The 25855-nt window shown below is 44.0% G+C and carries 28 protein-coding genes and 1 other RNA gene; 13 read left to right on the plus strand and 16 right to left on the minus strand.

From position 1 onward, the window contains the following. The first annotated feature begins 11 nt into the window (after nucleotides 1-11). On the plus strand, nucleotides 12-497 hold the full coding sequence (locus MHH89_RS01680) for a tetratricopeptide repeat protein (protein WP_254848719.1): 486 nt from the start codon (nucleotides 12-14) through the stop codon (nucleotides 495-497). 354 nt (nucleotides 498-851) lie between these two features. Here MHH89_RS01680 and MHH89_RS01685 read toward each other — a convergent pair whose 3' ends face one another. The 6 genes from MHH89_RS01685 to MHH89_RS01710 form a co-directional block, all read right to left on the minus strand. Continuing rightward, entirely contained in the window at nucleotides 852-1682 is an 831-nt protein-coding gene (locus MHH89_RS01685) for a hypothetical protein (RefSeq protein WP_076184353.1), read from the minus strand. After that, entirely contained in the window at nucleotides 1666-2706 is a 1041-nt protein-coding gene (locus tag MHH89_RS01690; protein WP_076184364.1) for a M42 family metallopeptidase, read from the minus strand. The genes MHH89_RS01685 and MHH89_RS01690 overlap by 17 nt, the downstream gene beginning before the upstream one ends. Before the next feature lie 2 nt (nucleotides 2707-2708). Continuing rightward, entirely contained in the window at nucleotides 2709-3020 is a 312-nt protein-coding gene (locus MHH89_RS01695; RefSeq protein ID WP_042126298.1) for a LapA family protein, read from the minus strand. An 88-nt stretch (nucleotides 3021-3108) separates the two neighbouring features. Further along, on the minus strand, nucleotides 3109-4899 hold the full coding sequence (pepF, locus tag MHH89_RS01700) for an oligoendopeptidase F (RefSeq protein ID WP_076125113.1): 1791 nt from the start codon (nucleotides 4897-4899) through the stop codon (nucleotides 3109-3111). A gap of 212 nt (nucleotides 4900-5111) precedes the next feature. Next, nucleotides 5112-5282: a hypothetical protein gene (locus MHH89_RS01705; RefSeq protein WP_036689267.1), complete on the minus strand. Its 171-nt coding sequence runs from the start codon at nucleotides 5280-5282 to the stop codon at nucleotides 5112-5114. 6 nt (nucleotides 5283-5288) lie between these two features. After that, nucleotides 5289-5522, minus strand: coding sequence for a hypothetical protein (locus MHH89_RS01710; RefSeq protein ID WP_036689271.1), 234 nt, complete (start codon nucleotides 5520-5522; stop codon nucleotides 5289-5291). Nucleotides 5523-5695: 173 nt separating this feature from the next. Between MHH89_RS01710 and MHH89_RS01715 the strand changes: the two genes are divergently transcribed. Next, on the plus strand, nucleotides 5696-5893 hold the full coding sequence (locus tag MHH89_RS01715; protein WP_036689272.1) for a cold shock domain-containing protein: 198 nt from the start codon (nucleotides 5696-5698) through the stop codon (nucleotides 5891-5893). Nucleotides 5894-6107: 214 nt separating this feature from the next. Here the strand turns inward: MHH89_RS01715 and MHH89_RS01720 are convergent, their stop codons facing one another. Next, nucleotides 6108-7358, minus strand: a complete 1251-nt coding sequence (locus tag MHH89_RS01720; protein WP_076125115.1) for an MFS transporter — start codon at nucleotides 7356-7358, stop codon at nucleotides 6108-6110. Nucleotides 7359-7551: 193 nt separating this feature from the next. Between MHH89_RS01720 and MHH89_RS01725 the strand changes: the two genes are divergently transcribed. Beyond that, nucleotides 7552-8634, plus strand: a complete 1083-nt coding sequence (locus tag MHH89_RS01725; RefSeq protein ID WP_036689648.1) for a tetraprenyl-beta-curcumene synthase family protein — start codon at nucleotides 7552-7554, stop codon at nucleotides 8632-8634. Nucleotides 8635-8700: 66 nt separating this feature from the next. Beyond that, complete coding sequence (gene pfkA / locus MHH89_RS01730) at nucleotides 8701-9672, plus strand: 6-phosphofructokinase (RefSeq protein ID WP_036689277.1); 972 nt, start codon at nucleotides 8701-8703, stop codon at nucleotides 9670-9672. Between the two features lie 71 nt (nucleotides 9673-9743). Here pfkA and MHH89_RS01735 read toward each other — a convergent pair whose 3' ends face one another. The 4 genes from MHH89_RS01735 to MHH89_RS01750 all read right to left on the minus strand — a co-directional run bounded on the left by MHH89_RS01735 (nucleotide 9744) and on the right by MHH89_RS01750 (nucleotide 13898). Beyond that, nucleotides 9744-11117: an MATE family efflux transporter gene (locus tag MHH89_RS01735; protein ID WP_076125117.1), complete on the minus strand. Its 1374-nt coding sequence runs from the start codon at nucleotides 11115-11117 to the stop codon at nucleotides 9744-9746. Between the two features lie 135 nt (nucleotides 11118-11252). Then, the gene (locus MHH89_RS01740) at nucleotides 11253-12464 is read right to left on the minus strand and encodes a putative glycoside hydrolase (RefSeq protein ID WP_076309860.1); all 1212 of its coding nucleotides are present in this window, start codon (nucleotides 12462-12464) and stop codon (nucleotides 11253-11255) included. A 231-nt stretch (nucleotides 12465-12695) separates the two neighbouring features. Then, nucleotides 12696-12884 (minus strand): hypothetical protein, encoded by a 189-nt coding sequence (locus MHH89_RS01745; RefSeq protein WP_036689649.1) that lies wholly within the window; start codon nucleotides 12882-12884, stop codon nucleotides 12696-12698. A 180-nt stretch (nucleotides 12885-13064) separates the two neighbouring features. After that, the gene (locus MHH89_RS01750; protein WP_036689285.1) at nucleotides 13065-13898 is read right to left on the minus strand and encodes a YitT family protein; all 834 of its coding nucleotides are present in this window, start codon (nucleotides 13896-13898) and stop codon (nucleotides 13065-13067) included. A gap of 335 nt (nucleotides 13899-14233) precedes the next feature. Between MHH89_RS01750 and MHH89_RS01755 the strand changes: the two genes are divergently transcribed. Continuing rightward, a complete protein-coding gene (locus MHH89_RS01755) occupies nucleotides 14234-15886 on the plus strand; it encodes a DEAD/DEAH box helicase (RefSeq protein ID WP_076308293.1) in 1653 nt (550 codons plus the stop codon). A 127-nt stretch (nucleotides 15887-16013) separates the two neighbouring features. On the opposite strand, the gene MHH89_RS01760 is transcribed toward MHH89_RS01755, so the two are convergent. Continuing rightward, nucleotides 16014-16112, minus strand: coding sequence for a hypothetical protein (locus MHH89_RS01760; protein ID WP_036689290.1), 99 nt, complete (start codon nucleotides 16110-16112; stop codon nucleotides 16014-16016). A gap of 186 nt (nucleotides 16113-16298) precedes the next feature. On the opposite strand from MHH89_RS01760, the gene MHH89_RS01765 reads away from it, so the two are divergent. The 3 genes from MHH89_RS01765 (at nucleotide 16299) to MHH89_RS01775 (ending at nucleotide 17980) form a co-directional block, all read left to right on the plus strand. After that, on the plus strand, nucleotides 16299-17135 hold the full coding sequence (locus MHH89_RS01765; RefSeq protein ID WP_076125120.1) for a YesL family protein: 837 nt from the start codon (nucleotides 16299-16301) through the stop codon (nucleotides 17133-17135). A 104-nt stretch (nucleotides 17136-17239) separates the two neighbouring features. Then, a non-coding RNA gene (ssrS, locus tag MHH89_RS01770) (6S RNA) lies at nucleotides 17240-17431 on the plus strand. A 159-nt stretch (nucleotides 17432-17590) separates the two neighbouring features. Next, complete coding sequence (locus tag MHH89_RS01775; RefSeq protein ID WP_036689295.1) at nucleotides 17591-17980, plus strand: DUF1499 domain-containing protein; 390 nt, start codon at nucleotides 17591-17593, stop codon at nucleotides 17978-17980. A 189-nt stretch (nucleotides 17981-18169) separates the two neighbouring features. On the opposite strand, the gene tpx is transcribed toward MHH89_RS01775, so the two are convergent. Continuing rightward, complete coding sequence (tpx, locus tag MHH89_RS01780; protein ID WP_076125122.1) at nucleotides 18170-18688, minus strand: thiol peroxidase; 519 nt, start codon at nucleotides 18686-18688, stop codon at nucleotides 18170-18172. Nucleotides 18689-18805: 117 nt separating this feature from the next. Here tpx and MHH89_RS01785 point away from each other — a divergent pair, with 117 nt between their 5' ends. Together MHH89_RS01785 and MHH89_RS01790 are read left to right on the plus strand one after the other, a co-directional pair. Continuing rightward, nucleotides 18806-19441 (plus strand): rhomboid family intramembrane serine protease, encoded by a 636-nt coding sequence (locus MHH89_RS01785; RefSeq protein ID WP_341086161.1) that lies wholly within the window; start codon nucleotides 18806-18808, stop codon nucleotides 19439-19441. Nucleotides 19442-19445: 4 nt separating this feature from the next. Further along, nucleotides 19446-20360 carry a LysR family transcriptional regulator gene (locus MHH89_RS01790; protein ID WP_076125124.1) on the plus strand — a complete coding sequence of 305 codons (915 nt, stop codon included), beginning with the start codon at nucleotides 19446-19448 and terminating at the stop codon, nucleotides 20358-20360. Nucleotides 20361-20396: 36 nt separating this feature from the next. Here the strand turns inward: MHH89_RS01790 and MHH89_RS01795 are convergent, their stop codons facing one another. Continuing rightward, nucleotides 20397-21068 carry a zinc metallopeptidase gene (locus MHH89_RS01795; RefSeq protein WP_076125126.1) on the minus strand — a complete coding sequence of 224 codons (672 nt, stop codon included), beginning with the start codon at nucleotides 21066-21068 and terminating at the stop codon, nucleotides 20397-20399. Between the two features lie 35 nt (nucleotides 21069-21103). Further along, the gene (locus tag MHH89_RS01800) at nucleotides 21104-21535 is read right to left on the minus strand and encodes a MerR family transcriptional regulator (protein ID WP_036689305.1); all 432 of its coding nucleotides are present in this window, start codon (nucleotides 21533-21535) and stop codon (nucleotides 21104-21106) included. A gap of 548 nt (nucleotides 21536-22083) precedes the next feature. Between MHH89_RS01800 and MHH89_RS01805 the strand changes: the two genes are divergently transcribed. From MHH89_RS01805 to MHH89_RS01815, 3 genes are read left to right on the plus strand one after another with little or no spacing between them, the layout of a single operon-like run. Continuing rightward, on the plus strand, nucleotides 22084-23478 hold the full coding sequence (locus MHH89_RS01805) for an ammonium transporter (protein ID WP_036689307.1): 1395 nt from the start codon (nucleotides 22084-22086) through the stop codon (nucleotides 23476-23478). Between the two features lie 39 nt (nucleotides 23479-23517). After that, entirely contained in the window at nucleotides 23518-24591 is a 1074-nt protein-coding gene (locus tag MHH89_RS01810) for a DUF294 nucleotidyltransferase-like domain-containing protein (RefSeq protein ID WP_341088780.1), read from the plus strand. Next, the gene (locus tag MHH89_RS01815) at nucleotides 24588-25337 is read left to right on the plus strand and encodes an exonuclease domain-containing protein (protein WP_076133631.1); all 750 of its coding nucleotides are present in this window, start codon (nucleotides 24588-24590) and stop codon (nucleotides 25335-25337) included. The genes MHH89_RS01810 and MHH89_RS01815 overlap by 4 nt, the downstream gene beginning before the upstream one ends. On the opposite strand, the gene MHH89_RS01820 is transcribed toward MHH89_RS01815, so the two are convergent. Further along, nucleotides 25319-25795, minus strand: coding sequence for a M67 family metallopeptidase (locus MHH89_RS01820; RefSeq protein WP_341086164.1), 477 nt, complete (start codon nucleotides 25793-25795; stop codon nucleotides 25319-25321). The two genes, MHH89_RS01815 and MHH89_RS01820, sit on opposite strands and share 19 nt — an antisense overlap. Nucleotides 25796-25855 lie beyond the last annotated feature (60 nt).

Here is a 25855-nt window from a genome sequence, read left to right on the forward strand (position 1 = left end):
GAGGGCTCTGTGTGGAAGATAAACTTAAAGCTGCCGTAGCCCTACGCAACGCTGGTAAAGCGGAAGAAGCCAAAATGATGCTGTTTGAGCTATATGAGCAGAATGCTGGGGACGCTGAACTTCTATATCAATTGGCCTGGACGCATGATGTGCTGGGTTTGGAGCGGGCGGCAGTACCCTTTTATGAGAAAAGCTTGGCGTTAGGATTACCTTCTGAGCAGAGAGTTGGCGCTCTATTGGGACTGGGCAGCACCTACCGGACACTCAGAGAATACGAGAAGTCAAAAGGTCTTCTGATGCAGGCTGTTCAGGAGTACCCGGAGAATAAGGAATTTCCGGCGTTCCTAGCCATGACCTTGCACAATCTTGGAGAGCATAGTCAAGCGATGGAACTGCTGCTTAAGCTGTTGGCAGAAACCTCTGCGGATGAAGGGATAAGAAGTTACAGTAAGGCCATTTCTTATTATTCAGATAAACTGGAGCAAGTCTGGGATTGAGGCTGGCTTTTAAATCACAGTGATTCTTACAAATCACTACCCGGACACAGCTAACCTTAAACGCAGCATTATAACCCATTTGGAATGTTAACGGACACCACAGTCGCTATTGACACTAAAAGCACCCAATACGTTCCTTTTTTGCGTGAATAACGTCGCTTGGGTCCGAAAGAATGCTCCAAAGGCTAATAATTTGCGAATAACGCCTTCTGGGTCCGTAAGCACCAGCCGAAAGTGATGACCACCGGAAATTCCGGCAGTGTCTGTTGAAGAACAAGTGAACCACCAATAAACAAAAAAAGAGTAGGATCCTCCACTAATTGGAGAATTCTACTCTTTTATTTTTCTACTTATTTATTTCGTTCCGTCCACAGCAATCATTTGTACTACAGACCGAGAATCGCCGGGTACAATGATTTCCTTCGCATTCATCTGGGAAGAGCCATCTCCGTCCAAGAAGATGCCCTCCAGACCCTTAGCAGGAACTGTCTGGAGGATCGCTGAGCGGAACTCTGCCGCTGTTGAGAGCGTTGGGGTAACAATCAGCCAGAGCTTTCCTGTGTTGTCATACACCATGCCTGAGCGCAGGCGTTTCTCATCAGCGTAAGGAAGATGCTCTTCAGCTACTGCCGCTTCCCATAAGTCTTCGTGTCCCAGATTCATACTAATGCCACCTTGCGCAAAATAATGCTGGCGATCAGTAATCTTCAATTCTTCTCCAGAAGAGACAACCTGTACGGAGAAGCTACGGCTGGCACCATCCCAGACAAGGGTTCCACGTGCGTATTTAGCATTGAACCAGCCAGACCCATAACCCTTCTGGGCTCCGTTGACTGGAGTATCATTCATGATTGCCATGGATAAAAGCGCATCTTGATAGAAAAAACCACCGTTAATCCCATATGCATTAACTTGCCGTAAAGGGACACCCGCGGCCCTGAGCTTAATATCTTCAGGTGAAAGTGACATCATATAGAGCTGCACGTTATCTGTACTCACTGTTTCCAAAAAGCTATAGGCGTGAGGAAGACCTTTAAAGGGATCTTCCTTGTGATTTCTAAATACCAGAAACAACGATAGCGCTAACCCCACTATCAATAACACCAGAAGTGAGACGATAAGTCCCTGTCTGCGCCTCCAGAGCTGGTTCAGCTTGCCAGAGCTACCCTCAGTTTGTCCCCACATAAGCAGCGAGAAGCTTAGCAGTGTTCACTACAGCTTGCTTATGCGTACGTTCCATGGAGTGGGAGGCATGTACACCTGGGCCAATCAATGCTGCACGGATATTGTTTCCGCCTCTGAGCGCTGCGGAAGCATCGGAGCCGTACATAGGATAAATATCAACGGCATAAGGAATTGCGAGTGCTTCTGCCAGTTCAATCAAACGACCTGTCATAACATAATCGTAAGGGCCGGAAGAGTCTTTTGCACAGATGGATACATCGGTTTCTTTACAGCTGAGATCATCACCCATGGCGCCCATATCGACGGCAATCATTTCATTGATTTCACCAGGAATCCAAGCTGTACCATGTCCCACTTCCTCGTAGTTAGAGATGAGGAAAGAAAGGTTGTGGAGAGGTTTCCAGCCTTCACGTTTAATACTTTCCAGCAATCCGAGAAGGGCAGCCACGCTTGCTTTGTCATCTAAATGACGGGATTTAATGTAGCCGCTAGGCGTAATCACTGCACGTGCATCGAAAGAAATGAAATCTCCGACGGAAATGCCAAGCTTGAGTACGTCTTCTTTAGAAGATACCAGCTCATCAATACGTACTTCCATGTTCTCCTCTGATCGTTTGAAGTCACGAGCGTCTGGATATACGTGAACAGATGGATGGCTGGTTAAGATGGTTCCTGTATAAGTTTTGCCGCTACGGGTATGGATCGTGCAGTATTCATTCTCAATGCTGTGCATGGCGAAGCCACCCACAGAGGTCAGACGCAGTGTACCATTAGCTTTAATCGAGCGGACCATGGCACCAAGTGTATCCACGTGAGCGCTGATGCCAATAGTACGAGAGGGATCTAAGCCAGGGACGTTAAGAATTACGCCGCCTTTTTCATTCCAGCTTAAAGGTACGTTCAGCGCAGCTGCTTCTTCAGCAACTAGTGTCATTACCTGTGCGGTGAAACCGCTTGGGCTGGGGGTGTCGAGTAATTTTTTTAGGATGGAAAGTATGTAGTCTTCATTAGGTTGAATGGTAATCATTAGTTAAGCCCTCCTGTTAAGCCATCATTGTCTGTGTTAAAAGAATCCAGTGAAGTGTCGGCATCACGAAGCTTGGTAAGCTCAGCAGTTAAGCTTTTAATTTGCTTTTGTAGTTTGTATTGACGAAAAATGCCGTAAGAGCCCACGATGATTCCGCCAATTAACGCGCAGCCAAGAATAACGAGTATAAGTGGTATATTAACCACATCAAAACCGAAATTGACTTGAACGGGATCAACGTTGATGACTGCGAATATGGCGGTTAGCAGCGCGAAGATTAGACCCGCAATTAGTGACCATTGAATTCTCATTGAATTCTTCCTCCTCAGGGGGATATAACAATATAAAATCCCCTGCCCAGATAGGGCAAGGGATTAATGTAATACTAAGCTCTCTGCCTTATTTGGTCAACTGTTCCATTTGCTCGATAACACTTTCGAACACACTCATCGCTTCGCGAATCGGCTCAGGAGACGACATATCAACGCCTGCTTTTGACAAAATATTGATGGAGTAATCACTGCCACCGCTCTTCAGGAAGCCGAGGTAACGATCTACCGCCGGTTTACCTTCTTCAAGGATTTGTTTGGCAAAGCTAGTCGCTGCCGAGAAGCCTGTTGCATATTTGTAAACATAGAAGCTGTTATAGAAATGCGGAATTCGTGCCCATTCCATCTCGATATCCTGATCTACAACCATTTCTTTGCCGTAGTATTTGACATTCAGGTCGTAGTAGATACTTGAAAGATCTTGAGGGGTAAGCGAATCGCCCTCTTCAACACGCTGATGAATGATCTTTTCGAATTCTGCGAACATTGTTTGCCGGAAAATCGTTGTCCGGAACTGATCGGCATAGTAGGTGAGCAGATACATTTTTTCCTTAGGATCTGTAGACTTTTTGAGTAGATAATCCATAAGCAAAGCTTCATTGGTAGTCGAAGCAACCTCTGCAAGGAAAATAGTATACTGTGCATCCCGATAGTTCAGAGCGTTGTCTGAAAAATAAGAGTGTAGAGCATGACCCATCTCATGTGCCAGAGTAAACATACTGTTCAGATTATCGTTATGGTTCAGCAGGACGTATGGGTGTGTGCCATAAGGGCCCCAGCTGTAAGCGCCAGAGCGTTTATTCTCGTTCTCATAGACATCAATCCAGCCATTGTCGTAGCCTTTTTGCAGCACATTCAGATAATCTTCACCCAGCGGTTTGAGGCCTTCTTTGGTAATTTTCTTCGCTTCTTCGTACGTGATATCCAGCTTATATTCATCTACTAGTGGTGCAAATAGGTCATACATATGTAACTCATCCACACCAAGCAGCTTTTGACGCAACTTCATGTAACGGTGCATTAAAGGAAGACTTTCATGAATCGTATCAATCAGGTTGGTGTATACCTCTTTTGGAATGTTATCACCGTAAAGAGACATTTCCATTACAGATGGATACTTGCGGACGTGTGAGAAAAAGACGTTTTTGTTCACATTGGCGCTAAGCGTTGCTGCGATGGTGTTTTTTTGCTTACGATAGGTGTCATAGACTGCTTTAAAAGCATTTCGGCGAACCTCGCGATCGGAACTTTCCAAGAACTTGATATAGTTGCCGTGAGTCAGCTCGACCTCTTTGCCATCTTCATCTTTAATCTTAGGGAATTTCAGATCTGCGTTGTTCAGCATACTAAAAATATTCTGAGGCGCTTGTGCTAGGTTTCCAACTTGGGCAAGCAGAGCTTCCTCAGCCTTGGACAATACATGCGCTTTCTCACGTTTCATCTCTTTTAAAGTGAAGGTGTAAGCGGACAGTTCAGGATCAGCAATAAATTGATCCAACTTCTCAATAGGCAGTGCCAAGATTTCTGGGGTTACAAAAGAAAAGGCTTCGCCTGCTTCGATCCCAAGCTTCTTCGCTTTGGAGGACAAAGCTTGATATTCAGGATTAGCAGTGTCTTCATCCTGACGCATATGAGCATAGACAAAAAGTCGCTCAGTGGAGACGGACAGCTTGTCATCCAGCTCAAAACATTGTTTCACAGCTTCTGCGGAATCAAGTTTACCTTGGAAATCAGCAGCTTTTTTGATCAGTGATTTAGCTTCAGCATATTCTGCATCCCAATCCTTCTGAGAGGCAAATATATCTTCAAGCTTCCAACGATTCTCAGCAGGTACTTCACTTCTCTTCAATAATTGTTCCATAGAAACCCTCCTAGAATGATGAGATGTAGTAGGCATAATCTCCCTCGGCAATACTGTGGATGATATTTCACCCGGTAGCAAGCTGAGCACAAGTAGAAGAGGGATGGACTTGAGTGTAATAGGCATGACGTCCTCCTCTTTGAAAAGTAGAGTCAGCTTATTATGTCCTGCTAAGTCCTGATTATTAATATTTAGTCTTCTTTATATGGTAGTTATGCCAACAAGCTATAAATAACAAAGATGAAAGCAAACAGAATCATTACGACCGCAGCCATGGCCATGCCCCGCTTTAGTTTCGGCGGGACACGATCCTTGGTCATAATTAATACTGCGCCTAGACAGAGGACTAGGACAACATAAATCGTGAGATTTTCGTTATTCATTTCCTGTTATACCTGTTTGAAAGCTGCAATGATGTTTTTGTACTCTTCTTCATTGTCTTTATAAGATTCTTTGTTGAAGCGGTTATTCACCCATTGCATCATCGCTGGACGACTAAGGAAGGTATGTGTTTCTTCTCCCCATTGATCGGAAATTTCGCGGAGTACAATGTAGCGGCCTTGAACTTCTACCGTCATCATATTCCATTTGTCTGTTTTGTATATTTCATGTTTTTTGATCATTATCATTACCACCCTGGCGATTTTTGGCTTTTGGCTCAATGATAACGCACTGGAGAAGGGAAAAGCAAATTAAATCATATATTAAGGGTTGGGTTTGATTGATTTGAACAGAAGATTGCAGTATACTATAGTTATACGCCATATATGGCGGTTATTTTTAGGAGGTTGTTCAATTGAAAGGTACAGTAAAATGGTTTAACGCAGAAAAAGGTTATGGTTTTCTTCAAGTAGAAGGCGGCGAAGATGTATTCGTACACTTCTCAGCAATTCAAGGTGAAGGATTCAAGACTTTGGACGAAGGTCAAGAAGTAGAATTCGACATCACTGATGGTAGTCGCGGACCGCAAGCTGAAAACGTAGTAAAATTATAAGAAACAGCAGGACAGTTAAGCTGTCTGCTACAAATATATAATTTACTTGGCAAGCCCTTGCAAGAGTGGTTACCAACTTACAGAACACAGTTCTTTCGGGAACTGTGTTTTTTTACGCTCACTATAGAAGTTATCCAAAATGAAAAAGGTCGTTTCACTCCAGTGAAGGGGAGTGAAACGACCTTTTTGTATTATGGAATAACACTAACCCTAATTATAGGGAGGCTTTTTTGTTCTTTTTTCTGAAATAATTGATCGGCTCCAGGTTGGATTTCAATAAATGCTGTCCCAAAAACCCTGCAAAAGCAAGTAAGCTGAAACCCGTAGCCACTATATAAAAAATATAACGCCCCGCCTCTTGATAAATAATGCCGCCAAAGGTACCGCTAAGCAGCCCAGAGGCACTTGACCAAACGACGGTGAAAATGGCAAGACCTGTTGCCCGAAGGCGATCCGGGATAATCCGGGTGATATAACGGACAGATGTTACATAAAAAACACCAAATGATATACTGTGCATGGCTTGAATGGCAATCATTGAGCCTGGATGATCCGCCAGGGACATCAAAAGAAAACGCAGAGCATACATCAGACTCCCCAAGGCCAGCAAGGGCAATTCTTTGAATTTGTCGCCGTATCTGCTGAGGATAAATAATACAGGGATCTCACTAAGAGCTGACGCGAGCAATGCCCAGCCAATGATTTCCTCACCAGCGCCTAGTTGTTTTAGACTGATCGTCAGAAAGGCTTCGTTCATTCTATGGCCTAACGCGAGTACAAACACACAGCCGAAGAACCACAGCACCTCTTTTTGCAACAATATATCTTTAAGTCCATTTTTGCTATTATCAGCTTCAGCTGTGTCCTTATCTTGATTCGTTGTTTCTATAACAGCAGGTCTCTTAACATCCTTAAGACCTAGGGTAATTAAAAGTGCAGCAATAATGATGATGATACATAGGGTCAAGCTCCAAGTAGAGCCCAATGCTCTTAATGCATAGCCAACGGTTAGAGCAAAGAAAGAATAGCCTAAGGAGCCAAAAACGCGAATGGTAATGAAGTTCCGTCCGTGTCTTTCGGCAACTTTGATAGCCATTGTATCGGCAAGCGGAAAAACTGGGTAATAGAAGAAGTAGAAGAAGGACAAAATAAGCATGACAGATGAAAATTCGGCCGCTCTGGCTAATAGAAGACCAGTTACTAATTGACCCGCAAGTAGTATGAACATGATCTTTCGAACGGTGCCTAACTTATCGCTTATCATACTCCAGAATAGATTGGATAGGATGGAGATAAGGGGGCCGAGGGAATACAAGTAGCCTATCTGAGAACTGCTAAACCCTAAATGTGTGTAGAATAAAGGAAAGTAGGATACTACAAGGACGCTGGTACCATATATGGTAAAGAGAAAGGAACGCAGCCAGTTTTGATCACTGTAAAGGCTGCCGGTCCGTTTTGAAAACATGGATTGCACTCCTCCGAAATTGAAATATGCCTAGTATAGCATAAAGCAATGGGGAGATGTTTTTAAAAACTGCTGTATTTCTGAATCTTTCATGATTTTACGAAAGTGATTTTGTTGTTTGTACAAATACGCCTGATCATATTATAATAAGTGGTGATTTGGATAAGGAGACAACAATGTGGAGGCACTGTCATTGAGTGAATTAGAGCAAGGCCGTTACCTTAGCCCGCGTGGTCCACTGGGACTTATGAACAGGGTCTATAAGTACGTGCTGCCGGAAGTGAGAGAATGTCTCCATTTCTGGCGCCAAGATGCGAACGGGATTCCCGATCCCGAGCTCCGGAAGCAAGCACTTGCCAGCATTGAAACTAAAGAGTTTCATTGCATAGGCGGTGGTATTTATGCCGCCGGCAATTTATCGATGAAACATATACTGATTCCGCTAATTGTTGCTTATCAAACTATCAGTGATTATCTGGACAACTTATGTGATCGCAGTACTTCGCTTGATCCTGCAGATTTCAGGCTGCTGCATCAATCTATGCTGGATGCTATTGATCCAAATGCTGAGCCAGGTAATTATTATGCGCTTCGAAGTGAACAGAATGACGGCGGATATTTGTACAGGCTGGTTCGTAAATGCCAAGAAATGATTTCTTTGTTGCCAGGTTATTCCGCTGCTGCAGCGGAGATTCGAGAACTGGCTGTGCTCTATACAGATTTACAAGTGTATAAGCACATCCGTCCGGAACTCAGGGAAACAGCCCTGAAGGAGTGGTGGGAGGAACAGGGCAGTCGAGCGCCGCATCTGCAATGGAATGAGTTTTCGGCTGCAACGGGATCAACACTAGGTGTATTTATGTTATTTCTTTCCGCATGTGATCCGAAGCTGAACCAAGCTTCTGCGGCTTCGATTCGAGCCGCGTATTTTCCGCATGTATGTGGTCTGCACATTATGCTGGATTATCTGATTGATCAGGAAGAGGACCGAGCAGGCGGTGATCTTAATTTCTGCAATTATTATGATGACACGGATACCATGCTGAGTCGGATCGCTGCAATGGTTGAGTGGGCCCGTAAGGATGTTCGTAATCTTCCAGAGTCTTCGATGCATCGTATGGTGATTGAGGGATTGCTGGCACTTTATTTATCTGATCCCAAAGTTAGCGAACAGCGGGAAGTTCGCTCTGTATCTAAAAGCCTGATGAAAGGCAGTCCGCTTACAAGACTGTTCTTCTTCGCTAACAGCCGTTGGATACGCAAACGCTTTTTGTAACCATGTCGCGAAGTTGTTTTTATAAGATGTATCAGACTTCGCACAATTTTAAGGAGGAACAACAGAATGTCTAAAATTCAAAAAATCGCAGTATTGACTAGTGGTGGAGATTCACAGGGAATGAACGCCGCTGTTCGTGCGGTTGTAAGAAGCGCACTTTATTTCGGTATTGAGGTATTTGGGGTGCAACGTGGTTATCAAGGTCTGCTGAATCGCGATATTTTCCCAATGGATCTTCGCAGTGTAGGGGATATTATTCAACGTGGCGGTACTGTTCTGCAGTCTGCAAGATGTCTGGAGTTCACGAAACCGGAAGGACAACAAAAAGGCGCGGATATCCTTAATGAACTGGGTATCGATGGTCTAGTAGTTATCGGTGGAGATGGTTCTTATAAAGGAGCTAACAAATTAAGTAAACTTGGTATCAAGACTATGGCTTTGCCAGGTACGATTGATAACGATATCTCCTTCACAGACTACACTATCGGGTTTGATACAGCGGTTGGCGTTGTTGTAGACGCTATTAACAAGTTGCGTGACACTATGTCCTCCCATGAACGTTCTTCGATTGTAGAGGTTATGGGACGCCACTGTGGCGATATCGCGCTGCATGCTGGACTGGCCTCCGGAGCAGAAACAATTCTTGTGCCGGAAATGCCGTATGATTTGAATGAAGTTGCTGACCGGATGCGCGATAACTTTATCAGAGGTAAACGTCACAGTATCGTAATTGTTGCCGAAGGCGTTGGCAAAGGTGAAGATGTGGCTCAAGCTCTGAAAGACCGTCATGCTTCTCTGGATGCACGTGTTACTGTACTCGGACATATCCAACGTGGTGGAACACCAACTCCTGGAGACCGGAATCTGGCTAGCCGTCTTGGCGATTTTGCCGTACGTAAGCTAATCGAAGGTGAATCCGACAAGGCTTGTGGTATCATCAAAGGTGAATTAACTCTTACAGATATTGATCTCGTTGTAAATACGAAAAAGGGCTTTGACCTGGAGCTGTACGAGCTGGCTTCCCGTCTTTCCCAATAATTAGCGACGCTATATATAAAAAGGAACAGCTGCGAGATGCGCACTGTTCCTTTTTTGTGTAATATGGATCGTTAACTCTGTGGTTGTTCCTGTGTGTATTGTGCGGCATAACGCCGTTGAACTTTGATAAGCCGAGACAATAGCAGGGTCGCACCGATGGCAAGACCGGTAATAAGACCAATCCAGTAGCCGAATGCTCCTAGATCTGTATAAGTTGCAAGTACATAACCTGTAGGTAAGCCAATTACCCAATAGGCAATAAAACAAATGATAAAGGCTGGGTTAACATCCTTATATCCGCGAAGCGCCCCTTGAGTAGGTGTAGCAATTGCATCTGAGATTTGAAAAAAGATTGCATAGATCAGGAAATGCTGAATCAACGAGATGACATCGGGTTCATCTGAATATAGACCAGCTACATGATTTCCGGCAAACAAGAGTAATAAAGCTGTGGCCAGCGAAAGGATTGCCGCCAGCCCGATACCCATTATGGCATATTGGCGTGCATCCTTTTGTCTGCCAGACCCGGTCTCGAAGCCGACGAGGATGGTAAGGCTGATGCAAATACTGAGCGGAATCATATAAAGTGTTGTTGCAAAATTGATTGCTGCCTGATGCGCGGCAATTGTTACGGTATCAAATCGGCTCATTAACAAGGTTACAGCGGAAAAGACAGCCGTTTCGAAAAAAATCGAGAAACCGATGGGTACTCCGATTTTAAGCAAATCTTTAATGCTGTTTAACGATATGAAGTAGAAATTACGGAATAATCTGAGATTTACAAAGGCCTGAGAACGATATATGAACAGTAGAGCAACGGCAAATATAACCCAATAGGTAATGGCTGAAGCTACCCCTGCACCAACACCCCCGAGACGAGGGAATCCGAAGTTCCCGAAGATGAGCAAATAGTTCAAACCTACATTTACAGGCAAAGCTATTAGTGTAATACACATGGATACGCGTGTTTGCCCTAAAGCGTCTATACAGCTACGAAGTACCGTATATCCAAACAGGGGGATAATTCCGAACGAAATAGCACTGAGGAAGCGGAAAGCAACATCTCTTACACCAGGCTCCAAGTTCATAAAATTAAGAATAGGTGACAAGGCAAAGCTGCCAATCAGCAAGACGATGATCGAAACAATCAGTGACAGCCAAATACCTTGTGTGACTTGAAAGGCAACATCCTTATCTTTTTTGCTCCCGATGAGCTGTGAAACAATAGGTGTGATCCCCATAAGAATACCGCTGAGACCGGTTTGGATTGGAATCCAAAGACTAGTTCCTATCGCAACTCCTGCCAGATCGACGGTTCCGAATTTACCGGACATATTAGTATCAAAGAAGGTGATCGCGGATAAAGCAATTTGTGTAACAAGGATTGGGAATAAAATATGAAAAAATTGTCCTGCCTTTTGTTTTAAAGAGGTGGTCTGTATCATAATTCTGTGCCTCATTCTTTATGATTTTTCATGGAATAGGTTAAATAGTTCAATAAGTTTCCGTTAAAAGACCCGGCAGACGCCGGGTCTTTAGCATACGTATATCAGATCAGCTATAAATAATAAGGGCTGGATTCATTGTTTTTTGTAATCAACATCGGCTGTATAGCGATTATTGGCGTTCCAGAGAAGGAACTCATCCACATTCTCATCTTTTAAAGCGCGGATTTGATCTTCCACCTGTTTTTTACCATATTTCACATAATGACCACTTCCGAGCCAGCTTGCTGTAAAGTCTTGAATCCAAGGCCGAATAACGGGTTTGTAGCTGCCCAGTGGATCAAGCTTCTTATGTGTATCAACCATGGAGCCTTTGATTGTAGCGTAAGGATCTAAGTCGGGCTCTTTCACGCCAAACCATCCCGTTGAATAGTGACTTGGATAAACCATTGGACTGATAACATCCACATTCTTGGATATTTTAACAAAGTCTTGGCCGATACCCTCAGCAGGGGCAGATGCGGCATATCCAAAAATATCTACGGACACACGGACACCAAGTGGAGCTAGCTCTGCTTTGGCATATTTAACAAAATTAGATACAATTTCTACGCGTGAATCACTGGTTTTAGTGTATTTAAGGGTTTCAGCACGTTTTTCGAATCCTTCCGGAAAACGAACATAGTCGAACTGAATTTCTTTGAAGCCGAGCTTGACAGCTTCCTTGGCGATATCCACATTGTATTTCCAAACATCTTCATTATAAGGATTAACAAAGCTGTCGCCGCCTTTATTCTTCCATACAGTGCCATCAGAATTAACAAAAGACATCTGCGGGTTCTTCTTGGCAAGAATGGAATCTTTAAAAACAACAATCCGGGCGATAGGATAAACATCATGTTTCTTCAAACGTTCCATTAACTTGCTGATATCTCCAATAAAAGGCTGAGGGTTACCAAGCTTCTGAAGGTCGGCATTATCGGTCTTATACGTGATATAACCCGCATCGTCCTTAATGTCTATAACCATTGAGTTAAGTTCGGTTTGGTCAAGCAATGTAAGCAGCTTTTCCATTCGTTCCCCACCAGCACTGTAGGCGGTAACATAAATGCCTTTTACTTTGGGTGCGTCTGGCTGTGGATCGGTGTGTAACATACTTTCTGAGTTTGTTGCTTCAGGTGAAGCGCTTGGAGCTGGAGTTGCTACATTCGAATTGTTGTTTTGTTGTGCAATGATGGGGGGATTCATGGCGGACTTCAAAGCGATCGCCACTTCAGCGTCATGTTGGTTCTGTTGTACGCCTACGCTTCCCAAGGCCATCATCAGTAGAGCCCAGGTGATGTTCATTCGTTTTTCTCTCCCTTTATGTACTTTCCCCTAAATTATATAGGAACGGTTGCTCCCAAAAAGAACAGTGTTGTAACAATATTAGCTCAGATTGGGAATAAAAAACCGCCTTTGTTGTTTATAAACGAGATGTATGGATTCGAAACGGTATGAAAAAAGTAAATGCCGCCTTAAATCGGCAACAGGGCCGAACCCAAGGCGGCAACTATCAAGACTTCTCTTGCGGCTTGCTCATTGAAGATACGCAGAATTCTGATGTTCACAGATGCTGTAATGGATAATATCCATGGCATCTGCAGGTTCCAGAATACTTAGCCCGTCTCGCAGAACGATTACTGAATTTAATTCGTCCTGTTTGAGAAACGGCATCATATCAGGATACCACCTCATGACGATTGCTGACAGTTTTACCGTTTCCATTTCCACAAAAATCACCCTTTCCTTTTTCGATAGTTCTGAATAGATTCAGTGTTCATCGGAAAACGAAGTGCTTTGGAAAAAAGAGGGGTAAATCTCAATCTTTATGAAATTGTTAGGGTTCTGCGTGTGTATAATATATCATAATTCTGAGTTTGGTGCATTTTCCAATACTAGGAATTTTTATTTCCTCATTTTGTCTTTCCGGAAGGAGCCCATGACACCCACTGTTTCAACAATATTTACAAAAGCTTGAGGATCTGTCGTGCGGATGATACGTTGCAGCTCTGCAAGTTCGTAGCGGGTTGTTACCGTCATTAGCATGTCCTTTTCAACGTGAGAATAAGCGCCTTCTGTTTTAATCTTTGTGACACCTCGTTGAAGGCCTATTAGATGTTGCAGTAATTCATCTGTACGGTTTGTTACAATATATACGGTTACCTTTAAGTGGCTGATATGAATCATATCCAACACTTTACCTGTTACATATATAGATACCATTGATGAAAGTGCTAAATTCCAGTTCTGGTCAAGATAAGCGGCCGCCAGGATAACTAGTCCATTTAAACTTACCACTACATTACCGACCGGGAAATCACGGTATTTAGTGATGATTGAACCCAAGATGTCAAAACCTCCGGAAGAACCTCCTGCACGGAAAGAGATACCGCAGCCAATCCCAACGAGAACTCCGCCAAATACAGAGGACAGCAGCATATCTGTAGCCACCAGATGCTCAGGAATCACCGTTAAGAACCAGGTTGTAAACACAACGGACAACATGCTCATAATAATAAATCTCCGGCCTAACTGGAACCAGCCAGCAGCCAGCAGAGGAATATTAAAGAGCAAGTATAGGAGGCTTATGTTTAATGGAGTGAAATAACCCACTAACATGGAAAGCCCAGATACGCCACCACTTAGTAAACGGTGTGGAATTAAAAATAGATTAAATCCACTGGCGATCAGTGCTGCCCCTAAAAAAACAACCAAACAATTCAAAATCTGTCTTAACAAGTAAATCCACCCTTATATATATATTTAAAAAAATAAAACATGAAAGCAATGAAAAGAAAGGAACCCACTGGTATTCTCACATGTGTTTGTGATATAATGTATAGGATATTCTTGAGTAGAACGTTACAATGGTATTTTTGCATTGCATCGGATGTAAAGCTACAGTTGCTCAGGTACAACAAGGTACCTGATGATTAGGGAGGCTTTTCGTCCCAAAAGCGCTATATCATGCAGAAAATAGAGCATGATTGGACAGCCTATAAATGTGTTTACCGCTACTTAAGAATACAGACAAGCATGTGGAATGTCCACTGTATAGAAGGAGCATGAATAATTTGAAAACATTCGCAGAATTTGGCTTGGAGCCAAAAGTGCTACAAGCAATCACAGAGTTAGGATTTGAGGAGGCAACACCGATACAGGAACAGTCGATCCCATTAGCATTGACTGGGTCGGATCTGATCGGTCAAGCTCAGACTGGTACAGGTAAGACTGCTGCTTTTGGTATCCCCCTCATTTCGAAGATTAACCGTGAAGACGAAAAAATCTTGGCCCTTATTATGGCACCAACTCGTGAGTTGGCCATCCAAGTGTCAGAAGAAATTGGCAAGCTAAGCCGTTTCAAAGGTCTTCGCTCGTTGGCGATTTATGGCGGACAGGATATTGGACGTCAAATCCGTGGATTGAAAAAGAAACCACAAATCATTATTGGTACACCTGGTCGTTTGCTCGATCACATCAACCGTAAAACGATCCGTTTGGATGATGTTCAAACCGTTGTATTGGATGAAGCAGATGAAATGCTGGATATGGGCTTTATGGAAGATATTCAGACGATCTTGAAGCTCGTTCCTGTAGAACGTCAAACCATGTTGTTCTCTGCTACAATGCCACCAAACATTCAACGCCTAGCTCAACAATTTCTTAACAACCCGCAACATGTCTCCGTTATTCCGAAACAAATCAGTGCCCCACTGATTGATCAAGCTTATGTGGAAGTGCCTGAGCGTCAAAAGTTTGAAGCTCTTAGTCGTTTGATTGATATGGAATCACCTGAATTAGCTATCGTATTCGGACGTACTAAGCGCCGGGTTGATGAGCTTGCTGAAGCTTTGCAAAAACGCGGATATTCTGCTGATGGATTGCATGGTGACTTGTCACAGAACCAACGTGATGCTGTAATGCGTAAATTCCGTGATGGCAGCATTGACGTGCTGGTAGCTACTGACGTAGCGGCACGTGGTCTGGACGTATCCGGCGTAACTCACGTAATTAACTTTGACTTGCCACAAGATCCTGAAAGCTATGTACACCGTATTGGTCGTACAGGACGCGCAGGTAAAGAAGGTACGGCTTGGTCATTCGTTACTCCACGCGAAATCGATCACCTGCATTTGATCGAACGTGTTACTCGTCACCGGATTACTCGTAAACCTTTGCCAACAATGGCTGAAGCTATTGAAGGTAAACAACGCGTTACTGCTGAGCGTTTGCTTGAAGTGGTAGAAAGCGGAGAGTTGAACGAGTACAAAGGAATTTCTATTCAATTGCTTGAGCAATATGATTCCGTACAATTGTTGTCCGCAGCTATGAAGCTTCTCACTGGCGACAAGAAGGATTCTGCAATTGAATTGACTCCTGAAGATCCAATTCGTGCTAAACGTCGTGGTGGCAAAAACGATATCCGCAGTGGCCGTAAACCTAATGGTGGTTATGGCGGAAACCGTGGCACTTCCGGTGGCAGCAGTAGCGGTGGTGGATACCGTGGTAACCGTGATAATAACGGTGGCGGTAGTCGTGGTGGCTATAGCAGCGGTGGCAGTAACTACGGTAGCGGCAGTGGCGGCTATGGCGGTGGCTATAAAGGCAACCGTGATGGTGCACCAGCTCGTGACGGTGGTGCAAACCGCAGCGCAGAGCGTAAACCATACACTCGTCCAAGCAGCACGAGCACTCGTCCTGCAAAACGTGAAGATTTCGATAATTAATACTTCGTCAAGATACCAAAGAAGACGAGATGCCGCATTGCGGTTCTCGTCTTCTTTTTGCTGAAATATAAGGATGTTTGGTGAATTGTTGTGTCCTTAGTAGGGCGCGAATTTGTTTTGTGAGATATTAGTATCCGAATGTACGAGTGATGATAACGAGCAAGATAAACAATACGAGGATCGTGCCTGTAGAAGTCCAACCGCCGAAGCCAACAGGTGTAGACATGAGATAACCTCCTTTAGAATGTGGGGATTTTGGTATTTCTTATGGTTACAATCCTAATATATGGACTATAAAGGCTTTACGTATAGACGATAGTCTATAATTCAGAAAGTTGGGCTATGGAAATGAGGAGGTCAAATGAGGTATAGTTAAGATATGTAGTATGTAAGAGACAGAGGAGGAAGGGAATTGGAGTTTAAAGGAGCAATGGGCGGCTTATACCGCGTGACAGAATGGATTTCACGTATCGCAGGAAGTAATATCTTATGGGCACTATGTTCCGCCCCGTTTTTGTTTTTTGGTGTTTTAAAGATGATTATGTTAGGGACAGGCGCAGGTGGAGCGAACGAGCAAATTACATTGAACTGGGCAATGGGGATTCTAGCGCCCTTTACGGTGTTTCCAGCTTCAGCCGCTTTATTTACTGTAGTACGTAAGTGGGTAATGGGGAATACGGATGTAGGAACTTTTCGTACATTTTTCCAGGGGTATAAAGAGAACTATGTAAAAAGCATGCTCGGAGGAGTTATCTATACATTGATGTTCGTTGTTATGTACGTTGATGTAACAGTTTACATGACACAAATGCCTAACTTCAGAATTGTTGGTATTTTGATGTTGGTGCTGATGATACTTTTGTCGGTATCCATGTTTAACTTCTTTTCCATTGTGGTTCATTACCAAATGGGCTTCAAGCAAGTGATGACCAATTCTATATTGCTGACTATAGCACGCCCAATTCGTGTGTTCTCTACATTGATTGCAGCCGCGGTTCTTGTTTATATCGGTCTTAGATATCCGGCTCTGTATTTCATTTGTATTCCAACGTTGATTGCAATGGCGGCCTTCTTTAACTTCTACGCTACTTATAATAAGCTACAGCTGCAAGTAGAAAAGAAGAAACTAAAAGAGCAGGAAGAAGCAGAAGCAGCAGCATTGAACAATCGGGCGGATGAATACGACGACGATGACGATGACGATGACTACGAGGATGAAATTGATGAAAAGGACACCAAACGCATTTAACAAAATGCTGGATTAAGCGTTGGATATTTCCAGGTAATTAATTCCTGTGTAAAAATAAAGCGCATACAGGTTTACTTTTTCGTTAAAACGCAATATAATAATAACAAATCCTGCGATGTACGTTACGGTTACTCGTTGTTTTGAACCAATGATAATGTCTTGGGAGATCTACACGAAGCGCAGCTGAACCGCCCTGTCTATATGACTTGGGGAATTCAAAAACGTTTTCTGCGATCACCCACCTGCTCTAGCAGGTTCAGAAGACACTGTAGCCGGACGGCATAAGCGGGTTTTCTCTTGTTTAAGCCAAGGCGCCCTGTTTCCCGTGAATAATGGGAGCGGGCGCTTTTTTGTATGTCTGGAATAAAGGGAAAGTGAGTTATACCCTTTTGTTCCTGAGACAAGAGTGTTACACTTATAATAATGAACTTGGGATTTGTAGAGGGGGAAGAATTTTGTCGTTAAAAAGAACCTTGGTTGGCTTATTCCGCAGTCATGATGGAACAAGCGACCGCGCCAAAGATCCGACATTAAAAACGCGTTATTACAATCTAACTAAAGACAAAGCATGGGAAGAAGTTTCATCAACTTTAAAGAAAGTTCCTGGATTTAAGGTGCTTCACGAAGTGGAGTCTGTAGGTGAGATTACTCTTGAGAAAAGAACGGCATTTGGCCGTACGCTGGACATTACGGTATCGGTGCTAAATACGACGCCTGTTCGTTGTGGTGTAGACATGTATTCTGCATCTAGAGGTTCACTTGGTGATCTCGGGGCGAATTACCGTGTGATTCAACGCTTGTATGCATCTTTGGACAAAAAATTAGGAAAATACAAAGCAGACTGATTTTTAGAGGCCCGTCAAACCCTTCTTGCTTAGGGGTAGTATGAATGCGTTTACGTAAACGGTGAGCTGCTCAGTGTGTTATCGATAAATCTTTCTATTACAAAAAAAGCGGGAGAAGGATGGACCTTCTGCCGCTTTTTTAACAGAGATAATTAAGTATTGTTGGAATAACCGCTACTGATTAAAGAATTAGAGCAGCTTCTTCACAGCAGCAATAGCATCTTCATAGTTAGGGTGCTCGGTCATTTCACTCAAATATTCAACATACACGATCTTGTCGTTCTTATCCAGAACAAAGATGGAGCGCATATCTAAGCGGAATTCTTTAATCAGCACACCATAGGCTTGTCCAAATGAGGTTGCTTTGTGGTCGGATAGAGTAATTACTCGATCGATGCCGGCAGCACCGCACCAGCGAGCTTGGGCAAACGGCAGGTCCGTGCTTACCGTGAGAATTACCACATCGTCACCAAGCTCTGCGGCTTCACTGTTGAACCGGCGGGTCTGTGCGTCACATACCCCGGTATCAAGAGAAGGGACAACACTGATTAGCTTGATTTTACCGGCATAATCACTTAGAGACACGTCTTCTAGAAGATTCTTGCTCAGAACAAAATCGGGTGCAGGATCACCAGCTGTTAGCTTAGGTCCTACGAGAGTGATGGGGTTGCCTTTAAAAGTAGCTACGCCTGTTTTTTCTTGCGTCATATCCTTGTTTTCCTCCTCGAATTATAATATTGGATTCTTACTGCCACAATAAATTATAATCTTAATAGCAGGAAGATGTCCAACCGGACAAGATATATATGTAAAGGGATGGGTGTTATGATATTTATTCGATACGAAAATTGGAAAAGTTATGTCCGGTATTATCCGGTAACCTGTCTGCTCATACTGGCCAATGTGATCATGTTTATCCTGACGGTAATTAACGGAGGATCAACTAATATTCAAACGCTTATTGATTTTGGTGCTATAGTTGATGTGAGTCCGTACAAAGAGGCACTGTGGCGCTATCTGGCCGCTATTTTTTTACATAATGGGTTTTCCCATCTGTTCTTTAATTGCTTCGCTCTCCTGGTGTTTGCACCGCCTCTGGAGCGATTGCTGGGCTGGTGGCGTTATGCGCTGCTCTATGTGGCGGGTGGTTTTCTGGCAAATCTGCTTACAATTGCGATTAGTGCCCGCTCAGTTGTGGAGGTTGGTACGGTTTCGGTTGGCGCTTCTGGAGCAATCTACGCCATTTATGGTGCATTTTTATACATTGCCGTTATTCAACGGGCGATGATGGATGAGGGCTCGCGTAAGACTTTATACGGATTGCTAATGATCGGGATCATTATGTCGTTTGCTACACCGAATGTGAATTGGGTTGCACATCTCGGAGGTTTGGTTTCTGGCTTTTTCGTATATGGGCTAATTATTCGTATATTCAAAAAAAGCCTAAGACAGGGGCGATGATGGAGTGGAGCTAAGACAGCTGCAATATTTTTTAAAGGTAGCTCAAAAAGAACACGTAACAAGAGCGGCAGAAGAGCTTCATGTAGCGCAGTCTGCGGTAAGCCGTCAGATTCATCAGCTGGAGCAAGAGCTTGGGGTTGATCTATTCATGCAAAAAGGGCGCAATCTGCAGCTTACCCCTGTTGGGCAGCTCTTTTGCAAGAAGGTTGAGAGTATCCTTAAGGAGTTGGAGCATTCAGTAAATGAGGTGCATGAATTTCTGGATCCCGAGCGTGGTGAGATTCGGATTGGATTCCCGCATAGCCTTGGCACACATCTAATCCCGACTATCGTTGCAGATTTTCGTAAGTATTATCCTCATGTCAAATTTCGTTTTAAACAAGGATCTTACCCTTCTTTGATAAAAGACGTATTGTCTGGAGAAGTGGATTTAACTTTCATTTCGCCTTTTCCGGAGAATGATGAGCATGTTTCGGGGGATATTGTAATGACTGAAGAGTTGTTTGCGATTCTTCCTCAGAATCACCGGCTGGCAGGAGAATCTGAAATTCGGTTGGAACAGCTGCAAAAAGAGAAGTTTGTTCTATTCAGCCAAGGCTATTCGTTGAGACCTATCGTTTGGCAAGCTTGCTTGCAGGCGGGATTCCAACCACAGATTGCTTTTGAAGGCGGAGAGACCGATACCATTCGTGGTTTGGTGGCCGCAGGGATGGGTGTAAGCCTGCTTCCGGAGATGGCGTTCTATCAGACGAATCCTCTCCAACCAGCCCAGGTGAAGGTTGTGGAGCCTGCGGTGACGAGAACGGTTGGCTTGATCTACCGTACAGATAGTAAATTACCGCTGGTGGCACGTTCCTTTCGGACTTTTTTAATCTCCTACTTTAAAGCTAGGCAAAATAATACCCCGGTCGGCTCTTAGCCTTCCGGGGTTTTTGTTGTTTAGAGGTATGCGATATTAGTCGCGGTTGCCTAAAAAGACGGTGATCAAGCGAAGCAATTCAAGCAAGGATACTAGAGCGGCAGCAACATAAGTTAATGCAGCGGCGTTGAGAACCTTTGCTACTCCGCGTTCTTCTTCGTTGCGGATGAAACCTTGTTCTACCATGACCTGACGAGCCCGGTTACTGGCGTTGAATTCTACAGGCAGCGTTACGAGCTGGAATGCAACAGCTGCTGAGAAGAAAATGATACCCAAGCCTATAAGATTAAAGTAACCGAAGATGAAACCTGCCATCAGCATGAAAGGCGCGATGCCTGATGCGAAATTAACTACCGGGAACATCCGGTGACGAAGTGTCAACATAGGATAACTTACTTTATGCTGAATCGCGTGGCCTACTTCGTGACAAGCGACAGAAATTGCAGAGATGGAACTTTCATAATACACAGGCTCTGATAAGCGTACAACTCTGTGGATGGGGTCATAATGGTCTGAGAGTGTGCCTCTTACAGGTTCAATCGGAACATCGTGTAAGCCATTAGCATCGAGCATACGTCTCGCGGCTTCATATCCAGTCAGGCCGTTCGAATTAGCTACCTTTGACCACTTGCTAAAGGTTCCTTTGACTCTAAACTGTGCCCACAATGAGAAAAGAAAAGCAATAATTACTAATAGGTACATAAACATAGATGCATTCCTCCACTGTATTGTAAATATGGTATTTACATTGGCGGTCCTTGCGTAAGCAATAGCCGGATCGCTTCCATGCAGGCTAATCCCTGAGGGAGCAGATTTGAAAGTACGCGACTGGCCTGTCCTGGCTTCAAACCACTAATAAGAGGTTCAAGGGCTTTTACTTCCCGTTCTAGCCGCTGCATTTGCTGCTCTAACTCAACTAATTTATCAGAGACGTCAGTTTCTGGTGTTGCCTCGTTCCATTTGCCTAGCATAGATTTGATTTCTTCCAATGAATACTTGTCATGCTTTAATTGAGTAATACGTTCTAAAGCAGCCAAGGTTTCATGGCTGTATAGCCGATAATTTTTGGTGCTTCTAGATTCCGGGGAGATTAATCCCAGTTTCGTGTAATAATCAATAGTTCGTTCACTAATGTGAGCAGCCTTAGCTAATTCTCCAATTCGATACAAAATCATATCCCCATTTAATCTCGCCTCACTAATTGAATACGACTGCCCATAAGTGGCGGTCATCTCCTAAATTGATGGTTTCTTATGCTATCTGTAATGATAACAAACTGGAAACCATACAGTCAAACGTCATACTTTCATAAAGTATATGCAGTAAAGAAGGGTTAATTCATGAACGGTGATCTGTAGTTTCTATACAATATACTCAAACTCAAAGGGATATCAAATTTGAAGAATGATTGGGGTTGAAAACTATAAGTTACCCCAATACATAACATTAAATGTTATGTATTTTGTGATTTTGATAAAAGATGCGTTCAATTATCAGGTAATATAAATGAGGTTGTGCGCGTAGTTATTTTAATGAAAATGCAGCTAGAATCAGGCCTTTAGGACCTCTAGTCCATTAGTACTGTGAAAATTTCGTGTGCTCAAATAAAATAAAATAAAAACATTCCCAAAATAGTCTTGTCAATTTACCTGACTTCTGATTATAATGACATTAAGAGTTTCACGCTTTGTTAGAAAATATAACATTGGGGAGTGGGGTAAAAATGAAAAAGAAATGGTTGATGATGTTACTGGCCATGATTACACTGATGATTTATCCGGTAAGTGCTTTTGCAGCGGACGGTCCGACGAACGTTGACTTACAAGTCGGATTGGACACAGCGTTTACCTTCCTGGCATTCATTTTAGTATTCTTTATGCAAGCAGGGTTTGCAATGCTCGAAGCGGGTTCGGTTCGGATGAAGAATGCAGGGCACGTAGCAGGTAAGACAGTACTTACCCTGGCTATCGCAAGTCTTTGCTTCTGGGCTATCGGCTTTGGACTTGGTTTCGGTAACGGCAATGGCTTCTTCGGTACTACAGGCTTCTTGTACGGAGGAGATTCAACCGCAGCTTCTTTTGAATCACTTGCATTTTCTGATGTTACTTTAAATGTTAAATTCTTATTCCAAATGGCCTTTGCAGCAGTTTCCTTGGCTATCGTATCTGGTGGTATGGCAGAACGTGCGAAGCTAAGTGTGTATATCATTTTCGGAATTTTGTTCTCCGTCGTAATTTATCCAGTTGTAGCTCACTGGGTATGGGGCGGTGGCTGGTTGGCTGAGCTGGGTATGCAAGATTATGCAGGTTCCACGGTTGTCCATCTTACAGGTGCAACGGCAGCAGTGGTAGCAACCATATTGCTTAAGCCTCGGCTTGGTAAGTTTAATAAAGAAGGTAAACCCGTGATCATTCCAGGTCATAACCAAGTATTTACTGTACTCGGTGTTATTATCCTCTGGTTTGGTTGGTTCGGATTCAATCCAGGTAGTGCTTTGTCCCCAATGGGCGGTTTCTTCGGTCACGTAGCCCTAACAACGAACATCGCAGCAGCAGCAGGTGGTTTGGCAGCATTGATTGCTTCTTGGTTGTACTTTGGTAAATCTGATATTCCAGCAATGCTGAATGGTGTTCTGGCTGCATTGGTTGCAATCACAGGAGCGTGTGCTTTCGTTGATCCATGGGCAGCAATCATTATTGGTTTTGTAGCTGGCGCTTTTACATTCATGACTTCCCAATGGCTGGAACGTGCAGGGCTTGATGATCCAATCTATGCTTTCTCGGTGCATGGTATTGCGGGGATGTGGGGTGCAGTTTCAACGGGTCTGTTCGCTGTACCTGAGCTTATCACTAAAGGCGGCTTGGTAGGTGAAGCTGGGTTGTTCTACGGTGGTGGTTTCCATCAACTAGGCGTTCAAGTGCTTGGTGTGGTTGGAACATTTGTTTTCGTAGCCGTTCTTTCTTTCATCATCTTGTATGTAATGAAGGTAACTATCGGACTTCGTGTTACAGAAGAAGAAGAATTGATGGGCCTGGATATCAGTGAACATGGTACTTACGGATACCCTGAGCAAATGAAATTGATCGCAGATTCGGAATCCAAAACCCTTAAACAATAACATTTCAACTCGGACAGGGAGGCGGACCGTGTGGCATCGATGGAGTTAACAGATGAGTATAATGAAGAAAGCTTTAGGACCATCGTATTGGCCGGTTCGTCAGAGGAGCTTAGGGAGAGGCGTGTTGCCTGTCAAAAAGTACTTCTCGAACGGTTGAATGTTATTCCTATAGAGGAATGGATGTTCCGTGTGAATACTATGCATGATCTTATTGCCCAAACCGCAGTACTCATATGTGAGGCGCAGATGAAAGAGGCGGGCTATGGCCCGCCTCCCTGTGCTTATTCCTTTATTGTGTTTGGCAGCAGTGGGAGGCAGGAGGCAACGCTTTGGAGCGATCAGGATAATGGCCTGATAGTCGAAGGAGAGCCTGATGGGGAAAAAAATCGCTATTTCGAATTTTTCGGAACTTTGTTATCCGATATGCTTGAAGAAGTAGGATATGAGAAATGTGCGGGGAAGGTAATGTGCTCCCAAGTCATGTGGCGTAAGACATTATCTGAATGGATAGTGCAGCTTGATAGCTGGAGAAATCAGTTGGAATGGGAGCCGATCCGGTATCTTATTATCTCTTCGGATATGCGTCATGTGGCAGGAAGCGTGGAGTTATCAGCGAAGTGGCAAGAAGCTTTCTATGAAGGCTTTGCGGAAAATGAGCAGCTGTCTAATGCTGTTCTTCGCAATACAGTACGCCACAAAGCGACGTTGAATTTACTGGGACAGGTGTTAACAGAACGGTTTGGTGATTATGCAGGCGGATTTGATGTTAAGTATGGGGTCTATATTCCGTTAGTGAACATTGTTAGACGGTTGTCATTACTACATGACATTAGAGCTGGCTCGACATTAGAGCGGATTGAAGCGCTTGATAGGCTTGGGAAATATCAACATTTAGAGGATATTCGCAGAGCTTTCTTATTAGCAATGCGGTTGCGAGTGAACACGCCATATAGTGTTCAGGATGGATTGTTAATCAGCAGTGATTATGTAGCTGAGAGTGAATTGAAGAATAAGCAGCTGCTGTCTGAGCTGCGTGAAAGCCTGCTGCTTGTCAGACGCCTTCATCGGGCGCTGCAGCGTCAGCTCCGCTCAGCGGAAAGGTGGCGGTCATGAGGGAGCCGAACAAAAGCGGAGGATTCTGGAGTAATCTAAGACAAGGTGGAATGCCCTCGGCAATTGCTTCGATGAGAGGTGGGGAAACTGCGCAACAGACTGCGCAGCAAATGGCCTTTATTCGATCTTTGATGCGAGAGAAGCGGCGGCCTGAGGTGCTGCATACCCCATTATCTGAATTAGAGACAGTGATCTTTGATCTAGAGACTACAGGCTTTTCCCATCAGCATGGGGATGAGATTATGTCTTTCGGAGCCGTCAAGGTTGTTGGAGAGCAGATCAAAGAAGAGGAATGCTTTTATACACTGGTGAACTGTCAGACGGCTATTCCGGAGGATATTACAAGGCTGACTGGGATTACGGAAGAAATGACACAATCCGCTCCCTCCTTAATCGATGGCCTTCATAATTTTATGTCCTTTGTAGGTCAGAATGTGCTGGTGGCACATGCAAGCTCACATGATAAGGCTTTTCTTAATGCTGCTTTATGGAAAACCTCTAAAGTTCAGCTAACACACCGTGTGCTGGACACGATGATGTTAGCGCGATGGCTTGAGCCACAGCGAAGTAATTATTCGCTGGATGAGCTGCTATATGTACATGAAATTCCGATTCATGGCCGTCATCATGCCTTGGAAGACGCAAAGATGACAGCACAGCTGTGGGTGATCTACCTGCGGGAAATTTCGGAGCGCGGCCAAGTGGATACCTTGGGAGATCTATATGCTTATTTAAGTAGAACGTGAAGCGGGGCTTGGGATAAACCGCGGGACAAATTACCGCGGTTATCAGGCAAACGCTCAATATAAAATCCGTTCAGAATGGGATTGCAGCTGTCTTTGATGTTGGGAGAACCTATAAGATAGAGCGCAAACTCAGGTCCTAGTGCTGTTAGTCCTTTATAATCGGCAACTGAAGGGATAGGTGCTGAATGTGGGTGGGAATGAAATAGGCCGATGATTGTCGGTTCGTTGTAAAGAACATCAATCCACTCTTCAGGGTGAGGAGTAAAGGTGTGCAGCGGGTCTGGCGCTACGTTGCGCAAGGGTACGTAAGTATCTATGAGCATGCCACCCGCTGCGGCAGCACCCAGCAGGACTCCGCATGCTTCATGCGGATAACAGGACAGCAGGTGCTTCCCCAGTGCTTGCTGTACGGAATGTTTCAGTCTAATAGGCTGGACATTTCCCTGGAATGCTGCCATTTGTTCACCCCTCTCTCTTCATTAGGGTTTCGTCGCAGACGAAACCCTCTTTTTTATTAT

The sequence above is a fragment of the Paenibacillus sp. FSL H7-0323 genome (assembly GCF_038002725.1).
GTDB lineage: Bacteria > Bacillota > Bacilli > Paenibacillales > Paenibacillaceae > Paenibacillus_AQ > Paenibacillus_AQ odorifer.